Below are 19,303 nucleotides of genomic sequence, written 5' to 3' on the forward strand. Positions count from 1 at the left end.
GTTGGCCACGAATGGGCCTCGGAAAGCCAAAGCCGTACGCCCGCTGTCTCGCGTACTCGCCCCGGCAGTAACGGATTCGGCACCGGATCGGACCGGCCCGCGACGCTTGACGCAGGTCGCGGGCGGGCACCAAACCCATCCGACGACGTGTCGGGCGTCACCGGGGAGGACGATGTGCCGGACTCACGAATCGCACTGCGGGCAGCCGATCGCACCGCCGCGGAGCGGCTGCTGGCGCGGCTGGTGGCCGAGCAGGGCTCCGCGGTCGACGCGGACGCGCTGCTGCGGCGGGCGCGCGAGCGGTTCGACGAGATCACCGACACGGCGGCGGCCGAATACGCGGCCTATCAGCGGGCGTTGGAGGCCCGCGAGGTCCCCGGCGCCGCCGCGGGCGGCGGGGCGGCGCCGGGCCGGACGGCCGGGGCGGCGGGCAGTACGGCCGGCGGCCTGGTGACCGGTGTGGCGGCGGCCGTCGCCTTCGGGGCCGACCTGGGCCACGGGCTGTCCGTGAGCGCCTCGCTGGTGACCGGCGCCGCGGTGGGCGCCGCGGGGGTCGCCACCCTCGGCGCCGCTGCCGCCAGGGGCCGGGCGGCCAGGCGGGCCGCGGCCCCCGAGCGCGGCGCGCCCGGCGGCGCGGAGCAACTGCGGCTGCTGTGGCTGTCCGCGCTGGAACGCCGTGGCGTGCGGCCCTTCCTGGCCGCGGCGGGCGACGAGCCCGCCCCGGCGCGGAAGGCCGCCAAGGGCGTGAAGCTGGCGCGGTCCTCGCCCAAGCCGCCGAGCCCGCGCAGACCCGGCGCCGACCGCAGCGCGGCGGCCCGCACCCGGGCGCTGCTCGACCAGTCGTTCGGCCAGCTCCCCTCGGCCGAGGGCCCCTTCACCGGCCGCGGGACCGACATGGCGTACATCGCCCAGGCCGTGCACCAGGCCAGGGCCTCCGCCGCCGTCCAGCCCACCGTCGTGGTGCTGCACGGGCCGCCCGGCAGCGGGCGCACCGCGCTCGCGGTGCGCGCGGCACGGCAGTTGAAGGACCAGTTCAGGGGCGCGTGCGTGGTGGACCTGCGCGGCGCGGGCGACGGCCGGGCGCCGCTGCCGGTACGGGACGCGCTGCTGCACCTGCTGAACCGGCTCGGTGCGCCGCGCGACCAGCTCCTGTTCCGGGAGCGGCAGAACCAGGAGCAGCATCTGCGCCGGCTGAGCGAGCAGTACCAGCAGCACCTGACGGGTGTTCCGGTGGTGATCGTGCTGGACGACGCCACCGACCCGGCCCAGATACAGGCGCTGGTGCCCGAGCGGTCCGAGAGCCTGGTGCTGGTCACCGCGCGCGAGCCGCTGCCGCTGGAGCTGCCGGGCGCCCGGGTCCACTATCGGGCGGTCGGCCCGCTGGCGCCCGAGGGCGCGCACGGACTGCTGCGGGAGCTGGCGCGGGCCGCGGGCCTGCCGGAGCCGGGCCCCGCGGAGGCCGAGCGGCTCAGCGGGCTGTGCGCGGGGCTGCCGATAGCGCTGCGGATCGCCGGGGCGGCGCTGGCCGACCACCACGGGCCGGCCCGGCTGGCCGAGGACATCGAGGTGTTCGGGCCGCGCGACCCGGTCGACCGGATCCTCGCGCTGCGCTACCACGACCAGCCCGAGCCCAACCGCCGGCTGCTGCGCCGCCTCGCGCTGGCGGGCCGGGCGAGCTTCGGCGCCGCCGCGGCGGCGGCGCTGCTGGCCACCGACGACCAGGAGGCGGCCCGCCGGCTGGCCGGGCTGGCCGCCGCCGGGCTGATCGAGAACGTCCGCGGCAGCCGCTACCGGCCGCACGACCTGGTACGCGCGTTCGCGGCCGAGCGGCTGTTCGACGAGGAGGACCCGGCCGAGCGGGCCGCCGCCCACGAGCGGCTGATCCGCTCCTACGCCGACCTGGCCAACACCGTGGTGCGGCTGGTGGAGGGCAGGACCTCGACCCGGGCCGGGCGCTTCGGGCAGCACGGATTCGCCTCGCTGGAAACGGCGTTGCGCTGGCTGGACGAGGAGTCCAGCTTCATCACGGCCGCGCTGCGCGAGACCGAGGGCGTCGACCGGGCGGCGGTGCAGGCGCTGCTGGGCGCGCTGTGCGACTACTGCCTGCTGCGCGGCGACCTCTACCGGCTGGGTGAGATCAGCGAGATGGCGCAGGCGCAGCACGCGCGGCAGCAGAAGTCCGGCCCCGACGAGGACCGTTCGGTGCTGGTGCGCTCGGTGCAGTGGCGTACCGGCATCGCGGCCCGGCAGTTGGGCGAGCTGGACAGGTCCAGGTCCACGCTGAGCACGGTGGTGGACCTCTACTTCGAGGCGCAGCACCCGGCGGGCGCGGCCCGCGCCCTGGACAGCCTCGGCATCACCCTGCACCACCAGGGCAATCTGCGCGAGGCCGAGGCCAAGCTGCGGGAGGGCATGGAGATCCAGGCGGCGCCCGGGCTGGAGGAGGACCGGGCCTGGACGATGCACGCGCTGGGCGCGGTGCTGCGCGACATGGGCCGGCTCGGCGGCGCGCTGGAGCTGCTGCACGAGTCGCTGGCGCTGCACCGGGCCAACGAGAGCGTCCAGGGCGAGGCGTGGGCGCACCTCCAGCTGGGCCAGGTGTATCTGCGGCTCGGGCAGCTCGACCGGGGCGAGGCGGAGCTGCGCGCGGCCGGCCAGTCGTACGCGCTGGCCCGCGACCCGCGCGGCACCGCGTGGACGCTGACCCAGCTGGCCAGGGCGCGGCTGGCGCGCGGCGAGGCCCGGGAGGCGGCCCGCGACCTGGACGAGGCGGTGCAGCGGCACCGGGCGAGCGAGGACGCCCGCGGTGAGGCGTGGACGCTGTACTACCTGGGGCAGGCCCTGGAGGAGTGTGGCGACACCGACGCGGCGCTGCGCACCCTGGAGCGGTCGCGCACGATGTTCTCGCGGATGCGGGACGTCTACGGTCTGGCGTGCGCCCGGCACCACTCGGCGCGGGTCACCCGTGATCAGCGCGCGGCCCGTACCGGCAATCTGCGCAACAGCGGTTTCGCCCGGCAGCTGCTCCAGGACGCCAGGCAGGACTTCCGGCGGATCGGCGTGGAGCACGGCGAGGCGTGGTCGTGCGTGGAGCTGGCGGTGATCGACGCGGGCAACGGGCGTCTGGTGGAGGCGATGACGCTGCTGGACGAGGCGGCAGGGCTGTTCGGCGGGCTCGGCGACCGGCGCGGCCAGGACTGGGCGGCCTTCCTGCGGGCCACGGTGCTGCCGCTGCTGGCGCCCGTGCCGGGCGCGGACCCGGCCGACGGCTCACGGCAGGCGCTGGCGGCGCTGCGCGGCCTGCTGGCCAAGGACGACCACCCGGCCCGCGATCCGGATCTGGACGAATACGCGGAGGCGTACGCGCTGCTGCTGGAGCGCGGCAGCGCGGTGCCGGGCGGGCCGTGGGAGGCCTGGCGGCTCGGCATGACTCCGGGGCGCGCGGCCCGCATGGTGATGGCGGTCCCGGCGCTGACGGAGTCCGGCTGAGGTCAGGCGCCCCGGCCTGCCTCGGAATCGGCGGCGGAAGCAGAGGAGGCGGCGGAGGCCGACGCGGACGCGGCGGTGGCCTTGCCGGCCGCGGGCTGCCTCGGGACGGCCGGCTGCTCGGGCACGTCCGGCTGCTCCTCGAAGTCGATCTTCTTCATCTGCTTGCCCATGTTCTTCATGAGCATCCACAGCCCGAAGGCGATGGCGGCGAAGATCACGAATCCGAGGAGCCCCGGCGTCACCTTGTCCTGGTTCACCTCGGCGAGCGGGACCAGCGGGCGGCCGAAGGCGTGGGTTGCTGTCACGCCCCCCATTGTCGCCTAGTGCTCCCTGACGCCCGCAAAGAGGTCGTCCTCCGGGAGCGAGACGTCCACCCGGGTCTTCGCCAGCTCGTAGTCCTCGGTCGGCCAGACCTCCCGCTGGAGGTCCATCGGCACCCGGAACCAGCCGCCGTCCGGGTCGATCTGGGTGGCGTGCGCGAGCAGCGCCTTGTCACGGATCTCGAAGAACTCGGAGCACGGCACGTGCGTGGAGATGTTCCGCTCGGGCCGGGCGAACTCGTCCCAGCGCTTGAGCCACTCCCCGTAGGGCGACTCCATGCCGCGGGCCTCGATCGCCTCGTGCAGGGCGAGGGTGCGGGCCTTGTTGAAGCCCTGGTTGTAGTAGAGCTTGAGCGGGGTCCAGGGCTCGCCGGCCTCGGGATACCGCTCCGGGTCGCCGGCCGCCTCGAAGGCCACCATGGAGATCTTGTGGGTCATGATGTGGTCGGGGTGCGGGTAGCCGCCGTTCTCGTCGTAGGTGGTGATCACCTGCGGCTTGAACTCGCGGATCAGCTTCACCAGCGCGCCGGCCGCCTCGTCCACGTCCTGCAGGCCGAAGCAGCCCTCGGGCAGCGGCGGCAGCGGGTCGCCCTCGGGCAGGCCGGAGTCCACGAAGCCGAGCCAGGCCTGCTTGACGCCCAGGATCTCCCGGGCCTCGTCCATCTCCTTGGCCCGCACCTCGTGGATGTTCTCCTCGATGTAGGGGTCGCCCTGGAGCTTGGGATTGAGCACGGAGCCGCGCTCGCCGCCGGTGCAGGTGGCCACCAGTACGTCCACCCCTTCCGACACGTACTTGGCCATGGTGGCGGCACCCTTGCTCGACTCGTCGTCGGGATGCGCGTGTACGGCCATCAGTCGAAGCTGCTCAGTCAAGGCTGGTGTCCTCAAAGTCCCGTTGGTTCCTGCACTGGTTCCTGGAGCCCCCTCGGTGGGCGGAGGGTGCACGCCTTCTATAGTGACCGAGCGAGGGGACGAATAATTCCGCGGTCAGTGAACTGGAGAACGATCATGGCGGCTGTCCAGGCCGGTCCGCAGAGCTCCCCGCCCGAAGGCCGCTACGGACCGGGCGCGGACGCCCGTGCCGACCGCAAGCTGCGCATCGCCGCCGTCGTGGCGGGTGTGCTGGTCGCAGCGGGCGTCGGCTGGTACGGCTACGACTCGCTGACCGGCGACAAGGTCAGCGGGCAGGTGGTGGCGTTCGAGGCGGTCTCCGACCAGTCGCTGCAGATCCACCTGGAGGTCCACAAGGGCGCCGGCACCGTCGCGGTGTGCACCGTCCGCTCGGTGGGCTCCGACCACGCCGAGGTGGGCCGCAAGGACGTGCGCCTGGCGCAGCACGGCAAGCAGGTCGACACCGTCGTCACGGTCCGCACCACCGCCCGCGGCCAGACCGGCGAACTGGTCGGCTGCAGCGCCGCGCCCCGCGGCTGACACCCCGGCGGCCGGCCCCTCGCGGGCGACGCGGCCCGCCGCTTACCCGCTCCCTTCACCCGCCGGTAATTGTTAGGCTCGTGGTTTCGTCCCGGCTACCGGTGGCAATGCAATTCTTCACGACAGTACCGACGAGGAGCACCCGTGACACAGACCAGCGACAACGTCACCTGGCTCACCCAGGCGGCGTACGACCAGCTCAAGGCCGAGCTGGAGCATCTGTCTGGTCCGGCGCGCGCCGAGATCGTCGCAAAGATCGAGGAAGCCCGCCAGGAAGGCGATCTCAAGGAGAACGCCGGCTATCACGCGGCGCGTGAGGACCAGGGCAAGCTGGAGCTGCGCATCAGGCAGCTCAACCAGATCCTGGAGTCCGCGAAGGTGGGCGAGGCCCCGGCGGACGACGGTGTGGTGGCCCCCGGCATGGTGGTCACGATCGCCTTCGACGGCGACCCCGACGACACCACGACCTTCCTGCTCGGCTCCCGGGAGGGCATCTCCAGCGACCTGGAGACGTATTCGCCGCAGTCGCCGCTGGGCCGCGGGGTGGCCGGCAAGCGGACCGGCGACGACGCCACGTACGAGCTGCCGAACGGCAAGAGCGCGTCGGTGAAGATCCTCGACGTCAAGCCGTACCAGGGCTGAGCCACCGGCACGCGAACGGGCCCCCGGCGGAGGACCGCCCGGGGGCCCGCTGTCGGCCACGCCCGCGTCAGGCACGTGCGTACGGCCGCGTGGCGCGCGGGAGGCCGCGCGCCACGCGTGGAGCCGGGCCTTACGCCGTCGCCGAGCGGTACTTGCGGACCGCCAGGGTGCGGAAGGCCGCGATGATGAGCACGGACCAGATCAGCGAGGCCCACACCGGGTGCTGCATCGGCCAGGCGCCGGAGTGGACCACGCCCGGGTTGCCGAACAGCACGCGGCAGGCCTGGACGGTGGCGCTGAACGGGTTCCAGTCCGCGATGTGCCGCAGCCACGGCGTCATCCCGGCGGTGGACACGAACGCGTTGGACACGAAGGTCACCGGGAACAGCCAGATCAGGCCGCCCGAGGTGGCCGCCTCCGGGCTGCGCACCGACAGGCCGATCAGCGCGCCGATCCAGGAGAAGGCATAGCCCAGCAGGAGCAGCAGCGCGAAGGCGCCGAACATCCGCGGCACCCCGTTGTGGATCCGCCAGCCGACCAGCAGGCCGACGCAGGCCAGCACCACCAGGGTCAGCGCGGTCTGCACCATGTCGGCGAGCGTGCGCCCGGTGAGCACCGCGCCCCGGGACATCGGCAGCGAGCGGAAGCGGTCGATCAGGCCCTTGCTCATGTCGTCGGCGATGCCCGCGCCGGCGCCCGCGGTGGCGAAGGTCACGGTCTGCGCGAAGATGCCCGCCATCAGGAACTCGCGGTAGTCGCCGGCGTCGGAGGTGCCGCCGATGTTGACGGAGCCGCCGAAGACGTAGCTGAACAGCACCACGAACATGATCGGCTGGATGAGCCCGAAGATCACGACCTCGGGGATGCGCATCATCCGCAGCAGATTGCGCTTGGCGACCACCAGCGAGTCGTGCGCGGACTGGATGACGCCGCCGCGGGGGCGGGGCGCCAGGGTCACCTGCGGCGGGGTGTCGGTCGCGGCACTCACTTGACGGCCTCCTTGGTGACCGGTCCTGCCGCGTCCTCGGCGGCCTTCTTCCCGTCCCCGCCGTCCTCGCCGTCGCCGTCCTGCTCCTCGGCCGCGTGGCCGGTGAGCGAGATGAAGACGTCGTCGAGGGTGGGGCGGCGCAGGCCGATGTCGTCGATCTCGATGCCCTGGGCGTCGAGGTCGCGGATCACCTCGGCGAGCAGCTTGGCGCCACCGCTGACCGGGACGGTGATCTGGCGGGTGTGCTGCTCGATCTTGACGTCGCCCTTGCCGTGCGCGGCCATCGCGCGGGCCGCGTCCTCGATCCGGTCCCGCTCGTGCACCACGACCTCGACGCGCTCGCCGCCGATCTGCGCCTTGAGCTGGTCGGAGGTGCCGCGGGCGATGACCTTGCCGTGGTCGATGACGCAGATGTCGTGGGCGAGGTGGTCGGCCTCCTCCAGATACTGCGTGGTGAGCAGCACGGTGGTGCCGCCCGCGACCAGTTCCTGGACGACCTCCCACAGCTGCTGCCGGTTGCGCGGGTCGAGCCCGGTGGTGGGCTCGTCCATGAACATCACCGGCGGGCTGACCACCAGGGCCGCCGCCAGGTCGAGCCGGCGGCGCATGCCACCGGAGTAGGTCTTGGAGATCCGGTTGGCGGCGTCGGTGAGGTTGAACCGCTCCAGCAGCTCGTCGGCCCGCTTGCGGGCCGCCTTGGCGCTGAGCTGGTACAGCTCGCCGACCATCTGGATGTTCTCCCGGCCGGTGAGGAATTCGTCGACCGCGGCGAACTGCCCCGACAGGCCGATGTGCCGGCGGACCTCGTTGGGGTGCTTGAGTACGTCGATGCCCGCGACGGTGGCCCTGCCGCTGTCCGGTTCCAGGAGTGTGGTCAGGACCCGGACGGCGGTGGTCTTCCCCGCCCCGTTGGGCCCGAGCAAACCGAGGACCGTGCCCTCCGGCACGTCAAGGTCCACTCCCCCCAGTGCCCTGACATCGCCGAAGGTCTTGACCAGACCTTCGGCATAGATGGCGCCCGGCATTTTTTCGCTCCCGTCCGTTGCTTCGCTGTGCTGTACGGCTTGTACGACCGGTCGGACGGCCGAAACTCATCGGCCGACGATTGCGGGAGGCCCCCCGTGCGCGAACGGTTCGGCGGGCGCTCTCGCGATACACCGCGAGAATGTCAGACGCGATATATCGCGTCAAGCCGATTCACCGCGTACGGTGCCGCCGCGGCGCGTCGGGGCACGTCAGGCGATCACCACATAACCGGCGTCCTCCAGCGCCGCGCCGACCGCGGCGCAGTGCTCGGGGCCCTTGGTCTCCAGGTGCAGTTCGACCTCCGCCTCGGTGAGCCCGAGCCGCGGGTCGGTCCGCACATGACTGACGTCGAGGACGTTAGCGTCGACCACTGACAACACCCCCAGGAGCGTGGCCAGCGCCCCCGGCCGGTCGGTCAGCCGCAGCCGCAGCGACAGGTAGCGGCCCGCAGCCGACATGCCGTGCCGCAGGGTGCGCTGCATCAGCAGCGGGTCCACATTGCCGCCGGACAGCACGGCGACGACCGGCCCCTCGTACGCGTCGGGCGCGGCCAGCAGCGCGGCCACCGAGCTGGCCCCGGCCGGCTCCACCACCAGCTTCGCCCGCTCAAGGCACAGCAGCAGCGCGGACGACAACTGGTCCTCGGACACCGTCACCACGTCGTCCACCAGGTCCCTGATCACCGCGAACGGCACATCGCCGGGCCGGCCGACCATGATGCCGTCGGCCATCGTGGCCACCGAGCCCAGCGCCACCGGACGCCCGGCCGCCAGCGAGGGCGGATAGGCGGCGGCGCCCGCCGCCTGCACCCCCACGATCCGCACCTCGGGGCGCAGCGCCTTGACCGCCACCGCGATACCGGCCGCGAGCCCGCCGCCGCCGACGCCCACCACGATGGTGCGCACCTCGGGGCACTGCTCCAGGATCTCCAGGCCGACGGTGCCCTGCCCGGCGATGATGTCCGGGTGGTCGAACGGGTGGATGAAGACCGCCCCGGTCTGCTCGGCGTACTCGATGGCCGCCCGCAGCGTCTCGTCCACGACCGCGCCGTGCAGCCGCACCTCGGCGCCGTAGTCGCGGGTCGCGGCGACCTTCGGCAGCGGGGCGCCGACCGGCATGAAGACCGTCGAGCGCACCCCGAGCAGCGCCGCCGCGAGCGCCACGCCCTGCGCGTGGTTGCCGGCGCTCGCCGCCACCACACCGGCCGCGCGCTCCTCGGCGCTGAGGCCGGCGATCCGCACGTAGGCGCCGCGGATCTTGAAGGAGCCGGTGCGCTGGAGGTTCTCGCACTTGAGGTGCACCGGTGCGCCGATCAGCGACGACAGGTGCCGGCTGGTCTCCATCGCGGTCGTCCGGGCCACACCGGAGAGCATTTTGTGCGCGCCGCGCACATCGTCGAGCGTGATCGGGTGGGGCGCGGAAGGTGCCGGTCTGTCCATACGACCAGTCTCGCAGTCCCGCGCCCGCGCCACGCCCGGGGCACGGCCGGGGCAGGGGTGCGCCGGTGACCGCACGGCATGGTCAGGACGCGGTTGCGGTTTGTCAGTGCAGGGTCACCGAGGCAGTCGGTCCGCGTACTCTTCTCCCAACTTCCCGCCGTCCGATCCCCCTTCGCAGGACCGACAGAACGCGAGCTTCAAGGTCATGTCCAAACCGACGGAGACCTCGTCCGAACTCCTTGAGCGCCTCCAGCACCAGGTGGCGCTTTTCGCCCGCCGCGCGGAGCAGACCCGGCTCGGAGGAGTGGGCAAGGCCCGCAACTCCATGGACCGCGCCGCATATCTGCTGCTCAACCGGCTCGACCGGGAGGGACCGATGGGTGTCAAGGCGCTCGCCGAGTCCATGGGCATCGACTCCTCCACGGTCACCAGGCAGGTGGCGCCGCTGGTCGACACCGGCCTGGTCAAGCGCACCTCGCACCCGGACGACGGCCGGGCCGTGGTCCTGGCCGTCTCACCGCGCGGCCGGGGCCGGCTCGACGAGGTGCGCGATTCGCGCCGGCGGCTGATGGCCGAGGTCACCGACGGCTGGACGCCGGATGAGCGGGAGGTCTTCACCGACCTGCTCGTCCGGTTCAACACCGCGCTGGCCGACTGGCACGCCGGGCTCGGACGCGGCGACGACGAGGTGCCCGCGGCGGCGGAAGGGGCGCCGCGTACGGCTGGTGCGTTCGAGTCGCAGGGGAACACGCAGGGGGCTTGACCGGGAACACCCGGTTGCCGTCCCATGTCCGCGTGGGCAAGCGCCGGGTGGCAGCGGAAATCCGACGGGACGCCGAATTCGCGGCGTTCGCCGCCGGGGCGGCGGGCCGGCTGCTGCATGCCGCGACACTGCTCACCGGCGACCCGGAGCAGGCGGAGAAGCTGCTGACCGCGACCCTCGCCCGCACCTACGCCGACTGGCTGCGGATGCGCGCCGACGACCCGTACGACCAGGCGAGGGCGGAGCTGGTGCGCCGCTTCGCCTACCGCCCGTGGTGGCGCCGCCCGCGCGGCGGTGTCCTGCGGCGGCTCACCCCGCGCGAACGCCTGGTCGTCACGCTGCGGTATTTCGAGGGCGTGGCCGAGGAGCAGACCGCCGCGCAGCTCGGGCTGGCCCCCGAGCGGGTCAGGGCGATCGGTGCCAGGGCCTCGTCGACCCTGCGCAGCCACCGCTACGAGCCCGCGGCCCCGGCCGACGCCGCGCCGCCGTCCGGGGCCGCGCCGCGCACGGTCGCCGAGGCCCGCGACCGCGCGGACGGCGCCGCCGCGCGCCGGGCGGCGCAGTGAGCCGGGCCGGGCACGGGGCCGCGCCATGAGCGGGGCGCCGAACCGGCGGGACGACGAGGTGCGGCGGCTGCTCGACACCCCGCACCCGATGGTGCCGGCCGGCCTGGTGGCCGTGGCCACCGTGCGGGGGCGGCGTACGGTACGCCGCCGCCGCTTCGCGCACCATGTGCTGTGGGTGCTGCTGCTGGCCGCCGTCGCGGCCGGGATCGCGCTGGCCGTCATGGCCTGGCCCGATCACCACGACCCGGCCGGCCGCACCGGCGACGACACCTGGTGGGCGCCGGTGAGCATGGGCCGGGTCCCGACGCCGCCGCTGCCCTGAGCGGGCGGCGCGACCTCAGCCGAGCGCCTGGCCCGAGTCCCGGTCACGACGCCGCCGCTGCCCTCAGCCGGCGGCGCGACCTCAGCCGAGCGCCTGGCCCAGGTCGGCCAGCAGGTCGTCGGCCGCTTCGATGCCGACCGAGAGGCGTACCAGGTCGGAGGGGACCTCCAGCGCGGACCCGGCCACCGAGGCGTGCGTCATCCGGCCCGGGTGCTCGATGAGCGACTCGACGCCGCCCAGCGACTCGCCGAGGGTGAACAGCTCGGTACGGTCGCACACCGCGACGGCCGCCTCCTCGCCGCCGGTGACCCGGAAGGACACCATCCCGCCGAAGGACCGCATCTGCTTGGCGGCGATCTCGTGGCCCGCGTGCCCGGGCAGCCCCGGGTAGTAGACCTGCTGGACCTTCGGGTGCGCGGCCAGCAGCTCCGCCACCCGGGAGGCGTTGGCGCTGTGCCGGTCCATCCGTACCGCGAGGGTCTTGATGCCGCGCATCACCAGCCAGGCGTCGAAGGGGCCCGCGACCGCGCCCATCGCGTTCTGGTGGTAGGCCAGCTCCTCGCCGAGCCCGGCGTCCGAGGCCACCAGGGCGCCGCCGACCACGTCGGAGTGGCCGCCCATGTACTTGGTCGTCGAGTGCACCACCACGTCGGCGCCCAGCGCGAGCGGCTGCTGGAGGTACGGGCTGGCGAAGGTGTTGTCGACCACCAGCCGCACCCCGGCCTGCTCGGCCACCCCGGCGAGCGCGGCGATGTCGGTGATGCCCAGCAGCGGGTTGGACGGTGTCTCGACCCAGATGAGTTTCGTCTCGGGCCGCACCGCGTCACGTACCGCCTGCACGTCGGAGGTGTCGGCCACCGACCAGGTGACGCCCCAGCGCTCCACGACCTTCGCGAACAGCCGGAAGGTGCCGCCGTAGGCGTCGTTCGGGATCACCACGTGGTCGCCCGGGGCGAGCACGGTACGCAGCAGGCAGTCCTCGGCCGCCAGGCCGGACGCGAAGGCCAGCCCGCGGCTGCCGCCTTCCAGCGCCGCCAGGTTCTCTTCCAGCGCGGTCCTGGTCGGATTGGCCGACCTGCTGTATTCGTAGCCGCCGCGCAGACCGCCGACGCCGTCCTGCTTGTACGTCGACACCTGGTAGATCGGTGTGACGACGGCGCCGGTCTGCGCGTCCGCCGGCTGGCCCGCGTGGATGGCCAGGGTCTCGAAGTGCTGATCGCTCATGGCGCCGAGCGTAGTGCCACCGGCGGGCCGGACCGGGCCAGGAATCCCCGGCGCGGTCCGGACGTTGACGCCTGTGGAGCCGAAGCGGCTCCGACCCCCATGCGCCGGAGGAGATCCGCCGATGCTGTTCAACAGCTTCAAGAAGCAGCTGCCCACCGCCGACGAAGCCCTGCCCGGCCGCGCGCACCCCGACTTCCAGGTCCCCGCCCGGCACACCGTGCTCGGCAAGCCCCTGGAGGGGCCGTATCCCGAGGGCCTTGAGGTCGCCGACTTCGGCCTCGGCTGCTTCTGGGGCGCCGAGCGCAAGTTCTGGGAGACCCCGGGCGTGTGGACGACCCTGGTCGGCTACCAGGGCGGCCACACCGCCTACCCCTCGTACGAGGAGGTCTGCTCCGGCAGGACCGGGCACACCGAGGCCGTGCGGGTGGTCTACGACCCGGCGCTGGTCTCGTACGACCAGCTGCTGAAGGTCTTCTGGGAGGCCCACAACCCGACCCAGGGCTTCCGCCAGGGCAATGACGTCGGCACCCAGTACCGGTCGGCCGTCTACACCCACTCCCCGGCCCAGGCCGAGGCGGCGGACGCCTCCAGGGCCGCCTACCAGTCCGTACTGACCGCGGCGGGGCACCCCGAGATCACCACCGAGGTCCGGCCGGCCGGCCCGTTCTACCCGGCCGAGCCCTACCACCAGCAGTACCTGGACAAGAATCCCGCGGGTTACTGCGGCATCGGCGGGACCGGCGTGTCCTGCCCGGTGGGTGTGGCGAAGGCCTGAGCCCGGCCCTGCCGGGCAGCAGCGCCCGGCGGGGTACCGCGGGGTGCCGCCCGGCGGGACAATGGCCCGGGTCAAGCGCCGTACGGGCGGACCGGCCGCCGACCGGCAGCGAGGGGACGAGCATGCTGTTCGCACGGAACCGCACTCTGCGCATGCCCACCGAGCAGGAGGCGCTGCCTGGACGCCCGGCGCCGGCCTACGCGGTGCCCGAGCGGCACACCGTGCTCGGGACCGCCCTCCAGGGGCCGTATCCCGAGGGCTTCGAGACCGCCGAGTTCGCGCTGGGCTGCTTCTGGGGCGCCGAGCGCAGGTTCTGGCAGCGCAGGGGCGTGTGGACCACGGCGACCGGCTTCCAGGGCGGCTTCACCCCGCACCCGGTGGACGACGAGATCCGCACCGGCCTGACCGGCCACGCGGAGACCGTACGGGTCGTCTTCGACCCGGCCGTGGTCGGCTACCGCGACCTGCTCCAGATCTTCTGGGAGGGCCACGACCCCACCCAGGGCTTCCGCCAGGGCAACGACGTCGGCACCCACGTCAGGTCGATCCTGTTCACCCGCTCCGCGGCCCAGCGGACGGCGGCCGAGGAGACCCTGGCCGGCTACCAGCAGGCGCTGACCGCCGCCGGGTACGGCGCGATCACCACCGGGATCCTGCCCGCCGAGCGGTACCCGTTCTATCCGGCGAGCGCCGACCACCAGCAGTATCTGGACAGATATCCGGCGGGTTACTGCGGTCTCGGCGGCACCGGGATCTCCTGCCCGGCGGCCCCGGCCAGGGCCGAGGGCTGACCCGGACGGACGACGCCCCCCGGCGGGCCGCGTGACGCGGGCTGCCGGGGGGCGTGCGGTTCAGGTGCGGGTCACCAGGTCGAAGGAGCGGGGGGAGCGACCACGTCGGGGCGGTCGTTGCAGGTGATGGTGTTGGGGAGTTCCCAGGGCGCCAGCCAGGGGCCGGTGGTGCCGCCGCCGTCGTTGCCGCCGAGGTCGGTGACGCTGAACTCGGAGCCGGTCGCCGGGAAGTTGAAGGAACCGCAGTTGTTGATGCCGACGGCACCGACATTGCGGGCGTCGACGTTCTGGAAGGTCGCGCCGCCCGAGACGCGGGCGCTCAGCACGGAGGTGCCGGTGCCGTCGACCTGGATGTCCTTGAAGTGGACGTTGGTGATGGAGTAGAGGTCCTTCACCGGGAAATCGCTGACCAGCATGATCGCGTTGTAGGTGCTGTCGAGGAAGCGGTCGCCGGTCACCTGGATGTCGGCGCCGATGTTCTTCTCCAGCGCGTAGAACCAGATCGCGCCGAGCCCGATGTTCCAGTTCAGCTCGTACGTGCCGGCCCGGACCGTGGTGTTGTCGGTGATCGACAGCTTGCCGGTGAAGGCCTCGGAGCCGAAGCGCGAGCCGACGTGGAGGGCGCTGCCCTCGCGGATCGGGTCGGCGACCAGGTTGGCCGAGACGGTGTTGTCCGTACCGCCGTAGACGGCGATGCCGTTGGCCAGCACCGGGGTCTGCACGGTGTTGTGGTCGATGGTGTTGTTCGCGTCCTCGGTCTTCTCCGACCACATCGCCAGCGCGTCGTCACCGGTGTTGCGCAGGAAGTTGTCGGAGATCGACGAACGCGTCACACCGGTGTGGAAGTTGATGCCGTCGGCGATCTGGTCGACGATCACGTTGCCGGTGATCCGCAGATTGCTCATCGGGCCGTCGAACCACATGCCGACCTTGGTGTGCTGGATGTACAGGCCGTCGATGGTGGAGTTGCTGAGCGAGCCGCCGATCCCGTTGACCTGGTCGGTGTCGATCCGCTCGCGCACATCGCCCTGGATCGCGAAGCCGGACAGGTGCACGTCAGAACTGCCGCCCGCCGACGCGTCCTTGCCGTAGAAGCCGACGCCGGTGTGGACCGAGCCGTCGGCCGCGGGGGTCGCCAGGTCCACCTGGTGGCCCTTGATGACGGTGTACCAGCTGCCCGCGCCCTCGATGGTGACGTGGTCGACGATGATGTGCCGGCTGACCTGGTAGGTGCCCGGCGGGATGTAGACCTTGAGGTGGGAGCGCTGCGCGAAGGCGATGGCCTTGTCGATCGCGCCGGCCGAGTCCTTGCGGCCGGTCGGGTCGGCGCCGAAGAGCAGGACGTTGGCGGCCAGCAGGTCGACCTTGGGCGGTGCGACCAGCTGCGAGTCCAGCAGGTCCACGGTGGTGGCCGCGGCCCCGGCCGGCACGGACAGCCGTACGGTCTGGCCGGCCCGGTAGGTACGGCCGAGCAGCAGCCGCTGCTCGTCGTAGAAGTGGTTGGGCCGGAAGGGCTTGGCGAAGACCGGCGTCGGGGTGGTGTCCTGCGGCACGCAGGCGCACTCGGTGACCCAGTAGTCGGGGTGCAGGATGTCGGCCGCGGGGTCGTTCGAGAACGGGTAGAGGTTGTACAGCCAGGCGTACTGCGAGGTCAGCGTCAGGGTCTGCTTCGCGCCGCCGTCGACGGTGACGTTCAGCGGCGAGGTGCGCCCGCCGCCGCCCGTGGCGTCGGGGATGCTGTAGCGCACGTTGATCGCGTTGGCGGCGCTCGGCAGCGTGAACTCGACGTACTGCCCCGGCTGGAGGGTCACCGCGCTGCGGCCCGACGCCTCGGCGGGCAGGGTGTAGGCGGCGCGGCCCGGGCCGATGACGGTGCCGTTGGTAGTGGCGTTCTCGGCCTCCTGCTCGGCGAAGCCGACGTCGGCGCCGCGTCCCGCGGTGAGCGCCGGGGCGAGCGCGGCACGGGTGACCACGGCCTTGCCGCTGCCGCTCGCGCTGCCGCTGTGCGCACCGCCGGTGCCGGCGACCGCCGTTCCGCCGGTCAGTACGCCGAGCGCGGCCGCGACGGCGGTCGCCGAGGCGACCGTCACCGCGGCTCTTCGCCGCGGGCCTCTGGACCATCTCGCCACAGCACCGGTGATGCTCCGTGACATCGAATGCTCGATTCTCTCGGGACAGGCTCAGGTGGGGGTCGCCCGGACGCCCGCACCGCTCCCGGTCTGACGGGGACCCCCGGGCGAAGCTCGGAGGGCGAGGCGGGGCGGGCGTCGGGGTGAGGTGACATTAGGTCCGCGACGTCCGGTTCCACAAGGCTCGTGCGAGATGATTTCGTCTGTTTGGCGTCCAGCTACACACAGTTGCGAGATTTTTGCGTCAACCGATACGCGCGTTGCACCCCGCGATCAGTGGGCCGACCAGTGGCCCCCTCGCGCACCGCCGCCGTGACGCACGTCTCACACCGGCCGGTACTTCGTAACCCCACGGACATTTCGCGGTGGTTTTGCAAGGATGGCCGGGAGCGGTCCGACTGACGTCGGTTCTGCGGGGCAGACGGTGCGGGCGAGGGTGCGTCGGGATTTCGGTGGACGTCGGTGGAGGGGCAGGGGCTGCGCTATGGGACTGGGGAACGGGTCGACGTCGGTACTCACCGCGAAGCGGCCGTTCCCCAGACCGCGGGTGCCGCTGCCGACCAGACTGCCGCAGCTGCTTCCCGAGCTGCTGCTGCTCTTCGCGGTGGACTCGATCTACAAGTACGGCCGCAAGGTCGCCAACGGGCAGACGGACGCGGCCTATCGGCACGCCGACAACGTCTGGTCCTTCGAGCGGGCGGTGCACCTGCCGAGCGAGCACTCGGTGCAACAGCTCATGCTGCACAGCGAGACGGTGATCCACACCGCCAACTACCTCTACGCCACGGTGCACTTCCCGGCGATGGCCATCTTCCTGGGCTGGATGTTCGTCAAGAAGCGCGCGCACTACCTGTGGATCAGGCGGGCGATCGTGATCCAGACGATGCTGGCGCTGATCGGCCACCTCTTCTTCCCGCTCGCCCCGCCGCGGATGCTGCACGGCGCCGGCATGATCGACACCGCGTCGGTCTACGGTCCCGCCGTCTACGGCAAGCCGGACGGCGACTCGATGTCCAACCAGTTCGCGGCGATGCCGTCGCTGCACGTCGGCTGGGCGCTGGCCATCGCGGTCGGCCTGATCGCCGCGTACCGCTCGCGGTGGCGGTGGCTGTGGCTGCTGCACCCGCTGATCACGATGCTGATCGTGGTCGGCACCGCCAACCACTACTGGCTGGACTGCATCGTCGGCTCCGCCCTGCTGGGCCTGGCGCTCGCGATCATCCCGGGCCCGGTCACCGACCCGCCCGCCCCGCTGCCGGGCCGCGGCCACTGGGCCTGGCCGCTCAAGCGGGTGCCCGTGCCCGCGGACGCCGGCCTCGGCACCGTCCCCGAGCCGGCCACCAGGTCGACAGCCGTCCCCACCGAGCGCAGCCGCAACTGACCGCGCCCCAGCGCCTTTCCGGCCGCCGGATACACTCCGCTCCTGATCATGAGGTCATGAGGGGTCATGGGGGCCATGAGGGGGCGGACATGGGGAGCGGTATCGGCCGCACGGCCGGGATCGCCGCGGGGGCGGCCGCGCTGACGTCGGCGCTGGCGGGGTGCACGATCACGATCGGCGGCGGGCATCCCGCGCCCGCGGCGGAACCCGCTTCGCCGTCGCCGGCCTGGCGGGTGGTCGAGCCGTCCAGCCCGCCGCGGGAGATCGGCCCGAAGGGGCTCGCCGGACTCGATGTCGGCATGACCCTGGACAAGGCGGTGGCGACCGGGCAGTTCGAGCGGCCCACCCACACGCTGTCCGCGTGCAATTCCGACACCGGGCTCAACGGGATCACCGTCGGCTTCTCGCCGAAGTACGGCATCACGTCCCTGACCGGGGAGAATCTGCACACCCCCGAGGGCATCACGGCGGGCTCGACGTACACCGAGGTCACCCGGGCGTATCCGAAGCCGGCCGACGCGGCGTCCGCGTACGAGGAGGACGTGCTGCTGTTCGGCGACATCTGGGCCTCGGTGCCCGGCCGCCCGGACGCCGAGTACGTCTTCGTCTTCGGCCGCCAGGGCCTGGACCGCGCCACGGTCGGCCGGGCGAAGCTGCTCTACATCATGCTCAAGCTCCGCGCCGAGGTGAACTGCTGACGCCCCGCCGGCCCTGACGGACGGCCGCGGCGCACCCGGAGGGGGGCGCCGCGGCCTGCGGCCACGGGCTCAGCGGACGCCGAGCAGGTGGTCCATCGCGAGCTGGTCCAGCTGCTCGAACGCCATACCGCGCTCGGCGGCGGCGTCCGCGTCGAAGTCCTCGTACGAGGCGCGGTCGGCCAGCAGGCCGGCCAGGCCCTCGCCCTCGGCCAGGGTGGGCAGCGCGAGCTGGTCGAGGCGGGAGGCGACCAGCGCCTCCTGGACGGCCGGGTCGGCGCGGAAGGAGGCGGCCCGCTCCTTGAGGATCAGGTAGTTGCGCATGCAGCCGGCCGCCGACGCCCAGACGCCCTCGTAGTCCTCGGTCCGCGGCGGCTTGAAGTCGAAGTGCCGCGGGCCCTCGTAGCCCGCCGTCTCCAGCAGGTCCACCAGCCAGAACGCCGACCGCAGGTCGCCGGCGCCGAAGCGCAGGTCCTGGTCGTACTTGATGCCGGTCTGGCCGTTGAGGTCGATGTGGAAGAGCTTCTTGTGCCACAGCGCCTGGGCGATGCCGTGCGGGAAGTTCAGCCCGGCCATCTGCTCGTGGCCGACCTCGGGGTTGACGCCGACCAGCTCGGGGCGCTCCAGGGAGTTGATGAACGCCAGCGCGTGGCCGACGGTCGGCAGCAGGATGTCGCCGCGCGGCTCGTTCGGCTTGGGCTCGATGGCGAACCTCAGGTCGTAGCCCTGCTCCGTGACGTAGTCGCCGAGCAGGTCGAAGGCCTCCTTGAAGCGGTCGAGCGCGACCCGTACGTCCTTGGCGCCGCCGGACTCGGCGCCCTCCCGCCCGCCCCACGCGACATAGACCTTGGCGCCCAGCTCGGCGGCCAGGTCGATGTTGCGGATGGTCTTGCGCAGCGCGAAGCGCCGCACGTCGCGGTCGTTCGCCGTGAAGCCGCCGTCCTTGAAGACGGGGTGGGTGAAGAGGTTGGTGGTCGCCATCGGGACGGTCAGCCCGGCGGTGTCGAGCGCGGCACGGAAGCGCTTGACGATCGCGTCGCGCTCGGCGTCGGACGACCCGAAGGGGATCAGGTCGTCGTCGTGGAACGTCACACCGTACGCGCCCAGCTCCGCGAGCTTGGCGACGCTGTCGACCGGGTCGATCGGCGCGCGGGTCGCGTCGCCGAACGGGTCGCGGCCCAGCCAGCCCACCGTCCACAGGCCGAAGGTGAACTTGTGCTCCGGCTTCGGGGTGAGGTTCGTCTCGGAAGTCATTACGGCTCGCTCCTATTCGTCAGACTGTTGAACAAATTAGTATGCGAGGCCGATGATGGGAAGTGGCA

Annotated in this window: 18 protein-coding genes; 10 read left to right on the plus strand and 8 right to left on the minus strand. The window is 72.5% G+C overall.

Translation table 11 applies throughout. From position 1 onward, the window contains the following. The first annotated feature begins 174 nt into the window (after positions 1 to 174). Positions 175 to 3,489, plus strand: coding sequence for a tetratricopeptide repeat protein (locus tag OHA86_RS13310; RefSeq protein WP_329175251.1), 3,315 nt, complete (start codon positions 175 to 177; stop codon positions 3,487 to 3,489). Between the two features lie 2 nt (positions 3,490 to 3,491). Here the strand turns inward: OHA86_RS13310 and OHA86_RS13315 are convergent, their stop codons facing one another. Beyond that, positions 3,492 to 3,794, minus strand: a complete 303-nt coding sequence (locus tag OHA86_RS13315; protein ID WP_329175252.1) for a hypothetical protein — start codon at positions 3,792 to 3,794, stop codon at positions 3,492 to 3,494. 15 nt (positions 3,795 to 3,809) lie between these two features. Then, positions 3,810 to 4,682 (minus strand): mycothiol conjugate amidase Mca, encoded by an 873-nt coding sequence (gene mca, locus OHA86_RS13320; protein WP_329175253.1) that lies wholly within the window; start codon positions 4,680 to 4,682, stop codon positions 3,810 to 3,812. Positions 4,683 to 4,817: 135 nt separating this feature from the next. Between mca and OHA86_RS13325 the strand changes: the two genes are divergently transcribed. Both OHA86_RS13325 and greA read left to right on the plus strand, forming a co-directional pair. After that, the gene (locus OHA86_RS13325; RefSeq protein ID WP_329175254.1) at positions 4,818 to 5,240 is read left to right on the plus strand and encodes a DUF4307 domain-containing protein; all 423 of its coding nucleotides are present in this window, start codon (positions 4,818 to 4,820) and stop codon (positions 5,238 to 5,240) included. A gap of 144 nt (positions 5,241 to 5,384) precedes the next feature. Further along, the gene (gene greA / locus OHA86_RS13330) at positions 5,385 to 5,882 is read left to right on the plus strand and encodes a transcription elongation factor GreA (protein ID WP_073492805.1); all 498 of its coding nucleotides are present in this window, start codon (positions 5,385 to 5,387) and stop codon (positions 5,880 to 5,882) included. Between the two features lie 130 nt (positions 5,883 to 6,012). On the opposite strand, the gene OHA86_RS13335 is transcribed toward greA, so the two are convergent. From OHA86_RS13335 to ilvA, 3 genes are all read right to left on the minus strand, one after another. Next, positions 6,013 to 6,870, minus strand: coding sequence for an ABC transporter permease (locus OHA86_RS13335; RefSeq protein WP_443054125.1), 858 nt, complete (start codon positions 6,868 to 6,870; stop codon positions 6,013 to 6,015). Further along, a complete protein-coding gene (locus tag OHA86_RS13340) occupies positions 6,867 to 7,895 on the minus strand; it encodes an ATP-binding cassette domain-containing protein (protein ID WP_329175257.1) in 1,029 nt (342 codons plus the stop codon). Before OHA86_RS13340 ends, OHA86_RS13335 begins: the two co-directional genes overlap by 4 nt. A gap of 210 nt (positions 7,896 to 8,105) precedes the next feature. After that, positions 8,106 to 9,335 (minus strand): threonine ammonia-lyase, encoded by a 1,230-nt coding sequence (ilvA, locus tag OHA86_RS13345; RefSeq protein ID WP_329175259.1) that lies wholly within the window; start codon positions 9,333 to 9,335, stop codon positions 8,106 to 8,108. A 205-nt stretch (positions 9,336 to 9,540) separates the two neighbouring features. Between ilvA and OHA86_RS13350 the strand changes: the two genes are divergently transcribed. From OHA86_RS13350 to OHA86_RS13360, 3 genes are read left to right on the plus strand one after another with little or no spacing between them, the layout of a single operon-like run. Next, the gene (locus tag OHA86_RS13350; RefSeq protein WP_329175261.1) at positions 9,541 to 10,098 is read left to right on the plus strand and encodes a MarR family winged helix-turn-helix transcriptional regulator; all 558 of its coding nucleotides are present in this window, start codon (positions 9,541 to 9,543) and stop codon (positions 10,096 to 10,098) included. Positions 10,099 to 10,130: 32 nt separating this feature from the next. Beyond that, a complete protein-coding gene (locus tag OHA86_RS13355) occupies positions 10,131 to 10,664 on the plus strand; it encodes a sigma factor-like helix-turn-helix DNA-binding protein (protein WP_329175263.1) in 534 nt (177 codons plus the stop codon). A 25-nt stretch (positions 10,665 to 10,689) separates the two neighbouring features. Then, entirely contained in the window at positions 10,690 to 10,986 is a 297-nt protein-coding gene (locus tag OHA86_RS13360) for a hypothetical protein (protein WP_329175264.1), read from the plus strand. A gap of 81 nt (positions 10,987 to 11,067) precedes the next feature. On the opposite strand, the gene OHA86_RS13365 is transcribed toward OHA86_RS13360, so the two are convergent. After that, positions 11,068 to 12,210, minus strand: coding sequence for a cystathionine gamma-synthase (locus tag OHA86_RS13365; protein WP_329175266.1), 1,143 nt, complete (start codon positions 12,208 to 12,210; stop codon positions 11,068 to 11,070). 121 nt (positions 12,211 to 12,331) lie between these two features. Between OHA86_RS13365 and msrA (OHA86_RS13370) the strand changes: the two genes are divergently transcribed. After that, positions 12,332 to 12,985, plus strand: coding sequence for a peptide-methionine (S)-S-oxide reductase MsrA (gene msrA / locus OHA86_RS13370; RefSeq protein WP_329175267.1), 654 nt, complete (start codon positions 12,332 to 12,334; stop codon positions 12,983 to 12,985). A 122-nt stretch (positions 12,986 to 13,107) separates the two neighbouring features. Continuing rightward, a complete protein-coding gene (gene msrA, locus OHA86_RS13375; protein ID WP_329175269.1) occupies positions 13,108 to 13,776 on the plus strand; it encodes a peptide-methionine (S)-S-oxide reductase MsrA in 669 nt (222 codons plus the stop codon). Between the two features lie 71 nt (positions 13,777 to 13,847). On the opposite strand, the gene OHA86_RS13380 is transcribed toward msrA (OHA86_RS13375), so the two are convergent. Further along, entirely contained in the window at positions 13,848 to 15,929 is a 2,082-nt protein-coding gene (locus tag OHA86_RS13380) for a glycosyl hydrolase family 28-related protein (protein ID WP_329175270.1), read from the minus strand. Positions 15,930 to 16,389: 460 nt separating this feature from the next. Between OHA86_RS13380 and OHA86_RS13385 the strand changes: the two genes are divergently transcribed. Together OHA86_RS13385 and OHA86_RS13390 are read left to right on the plus strand one after the other, a co-directional pair. After that, entirely contained in the window at positions 16,390 to 17,286 is an 897-nt protein-coding gene (locus OHA86_RS13385; RefSeq protein ID WP_329175272.1) for a phosphatase PAP2 family protein, read from the plus strand. Between the two features lie 89 nt (positions 17,287 to 17,375). After that, positions 17,376 to 17,984, plus strand: a complete 609-nt coding sequence (locus OHA86_RS13390) for a hypothetical protein (protein ID WP_329175274.1) — start codon at positions 17,376 to 17,378, stop codon at positions 17,982 to 17,984. Between the two features lie 69 nt (positions 17,985 to 18,053). On the opposite strand, the gene xylA is transcribed toward OHA86_RS13390, so the two are convergent. Continuing rightward, on the minus strand, positions 18,054 to 19,235 hold the full coding sequence (xylA, locus tag OHA86_RS13395; protein ID WP_329175276.1) for a xylose isomerase: 1,182 nt from the start codon (positions 19,233 to 19,235) through the stop codon (positions 18,054 to 18,056). Between the last annotated feature and the right edge of the window lie 68 nt (positions 19,236 to 19,303).

Origin of the sequence: Streptomyces sp. NBC_01477, assembly GCF_036227245.1 — a bacterium.
In the GTDB taxonomy this organism is placed as follows: domain Bacteria; phylum Actinomycetota; class Actinomycetes; order Streptomycetales; family Streptomycetaceae; genus Actinacidiphila.

Bases quoted from the DNA above. Each gene is read 5' to 3' on its own strand.
- OHA86_RS13325 (WP_329175254.1), top strand. From the start codon at position 4,818: ATGGCGGCTGTCCAGGCCGGTCCGCAGAGCTCCCCGCCCGAAGGCCGC.
- OHA86_RS13340 (WP_329175257.1), bottom strand. From the start codon at position 7,895: ATGCCGGGCGCCATCTATGCCGAAGGTCTGGTCAAGACCTTCGGCGAT.
- ilvA (WP_329175259.1), bottom strand. From the start codon at position 9,335: ATGGACAGACCGGCACCTTCCGCGCCCCACCCGATCACGCTCGACGAT.
- OHA86_RS13350 (WP_329175261.1), top strand. From the start codon at position 9,541: ATGTCCAAACCGACGGAGACCTCGTCCGAACTCCTTGAGCGCCTCCAG.
- OHA86_RS13360 (WP_329175264.1), top strand. From the start codon at position 10,690: ATGAGCGGGGCGCCGAACCGGCGGGACGACGAGGTGCGGCGGCTGCTC.
- OHA86_RS13365 (WP_329175266.1), bottom strand. From the start codon at position 12,210: ATGAGCGATCAGCACTTCGAGACCCTGGCCATCCACGCGGGCCAGCCG.
- msrA (WP_329175267.1), top strand. From the start codon at position 12,332: ATGCTGTTCAACAGCTTCAAGAAGCAGCTGCCCACCGCCGACGAAGCC.
- msrA (WP_329175269.1), top strand. From the start codon at position 13,108: ATGCTGTTCGCACGGAACCGCACTCTGCGCATGCCCACCGAGCAGGAG.
- OHA86_RS13380 (WP_329175270.1), bottom strand. From the start codon at position 15,929: ATGTCACGGAGCATCACCGGTGCTGTGGCGAGATGGTCCAGAGGCCCG.
- OHA86_RS13385 (WP_329175272.1), top strand. From the start codon at position 16,390: ATGGGACTGGGGAACGGGTCGACGTCGGTACTCACCGCGAAGCGGCCG.
- OHA86_RS13390 (WP_329175274.1), top strand. From the start codon at position 17,376: ATGGGGAGCGGTATCGGCCGCACGGCCGGGATCGCCGCGGGGGCGGCC.
- xylA (WP_329175276.1), bottom strand. From the start codon at position 19,235: ATGACTTCCGAGACGAACCTCACCCCGAAGCCGGAGCACAAGTTCACC.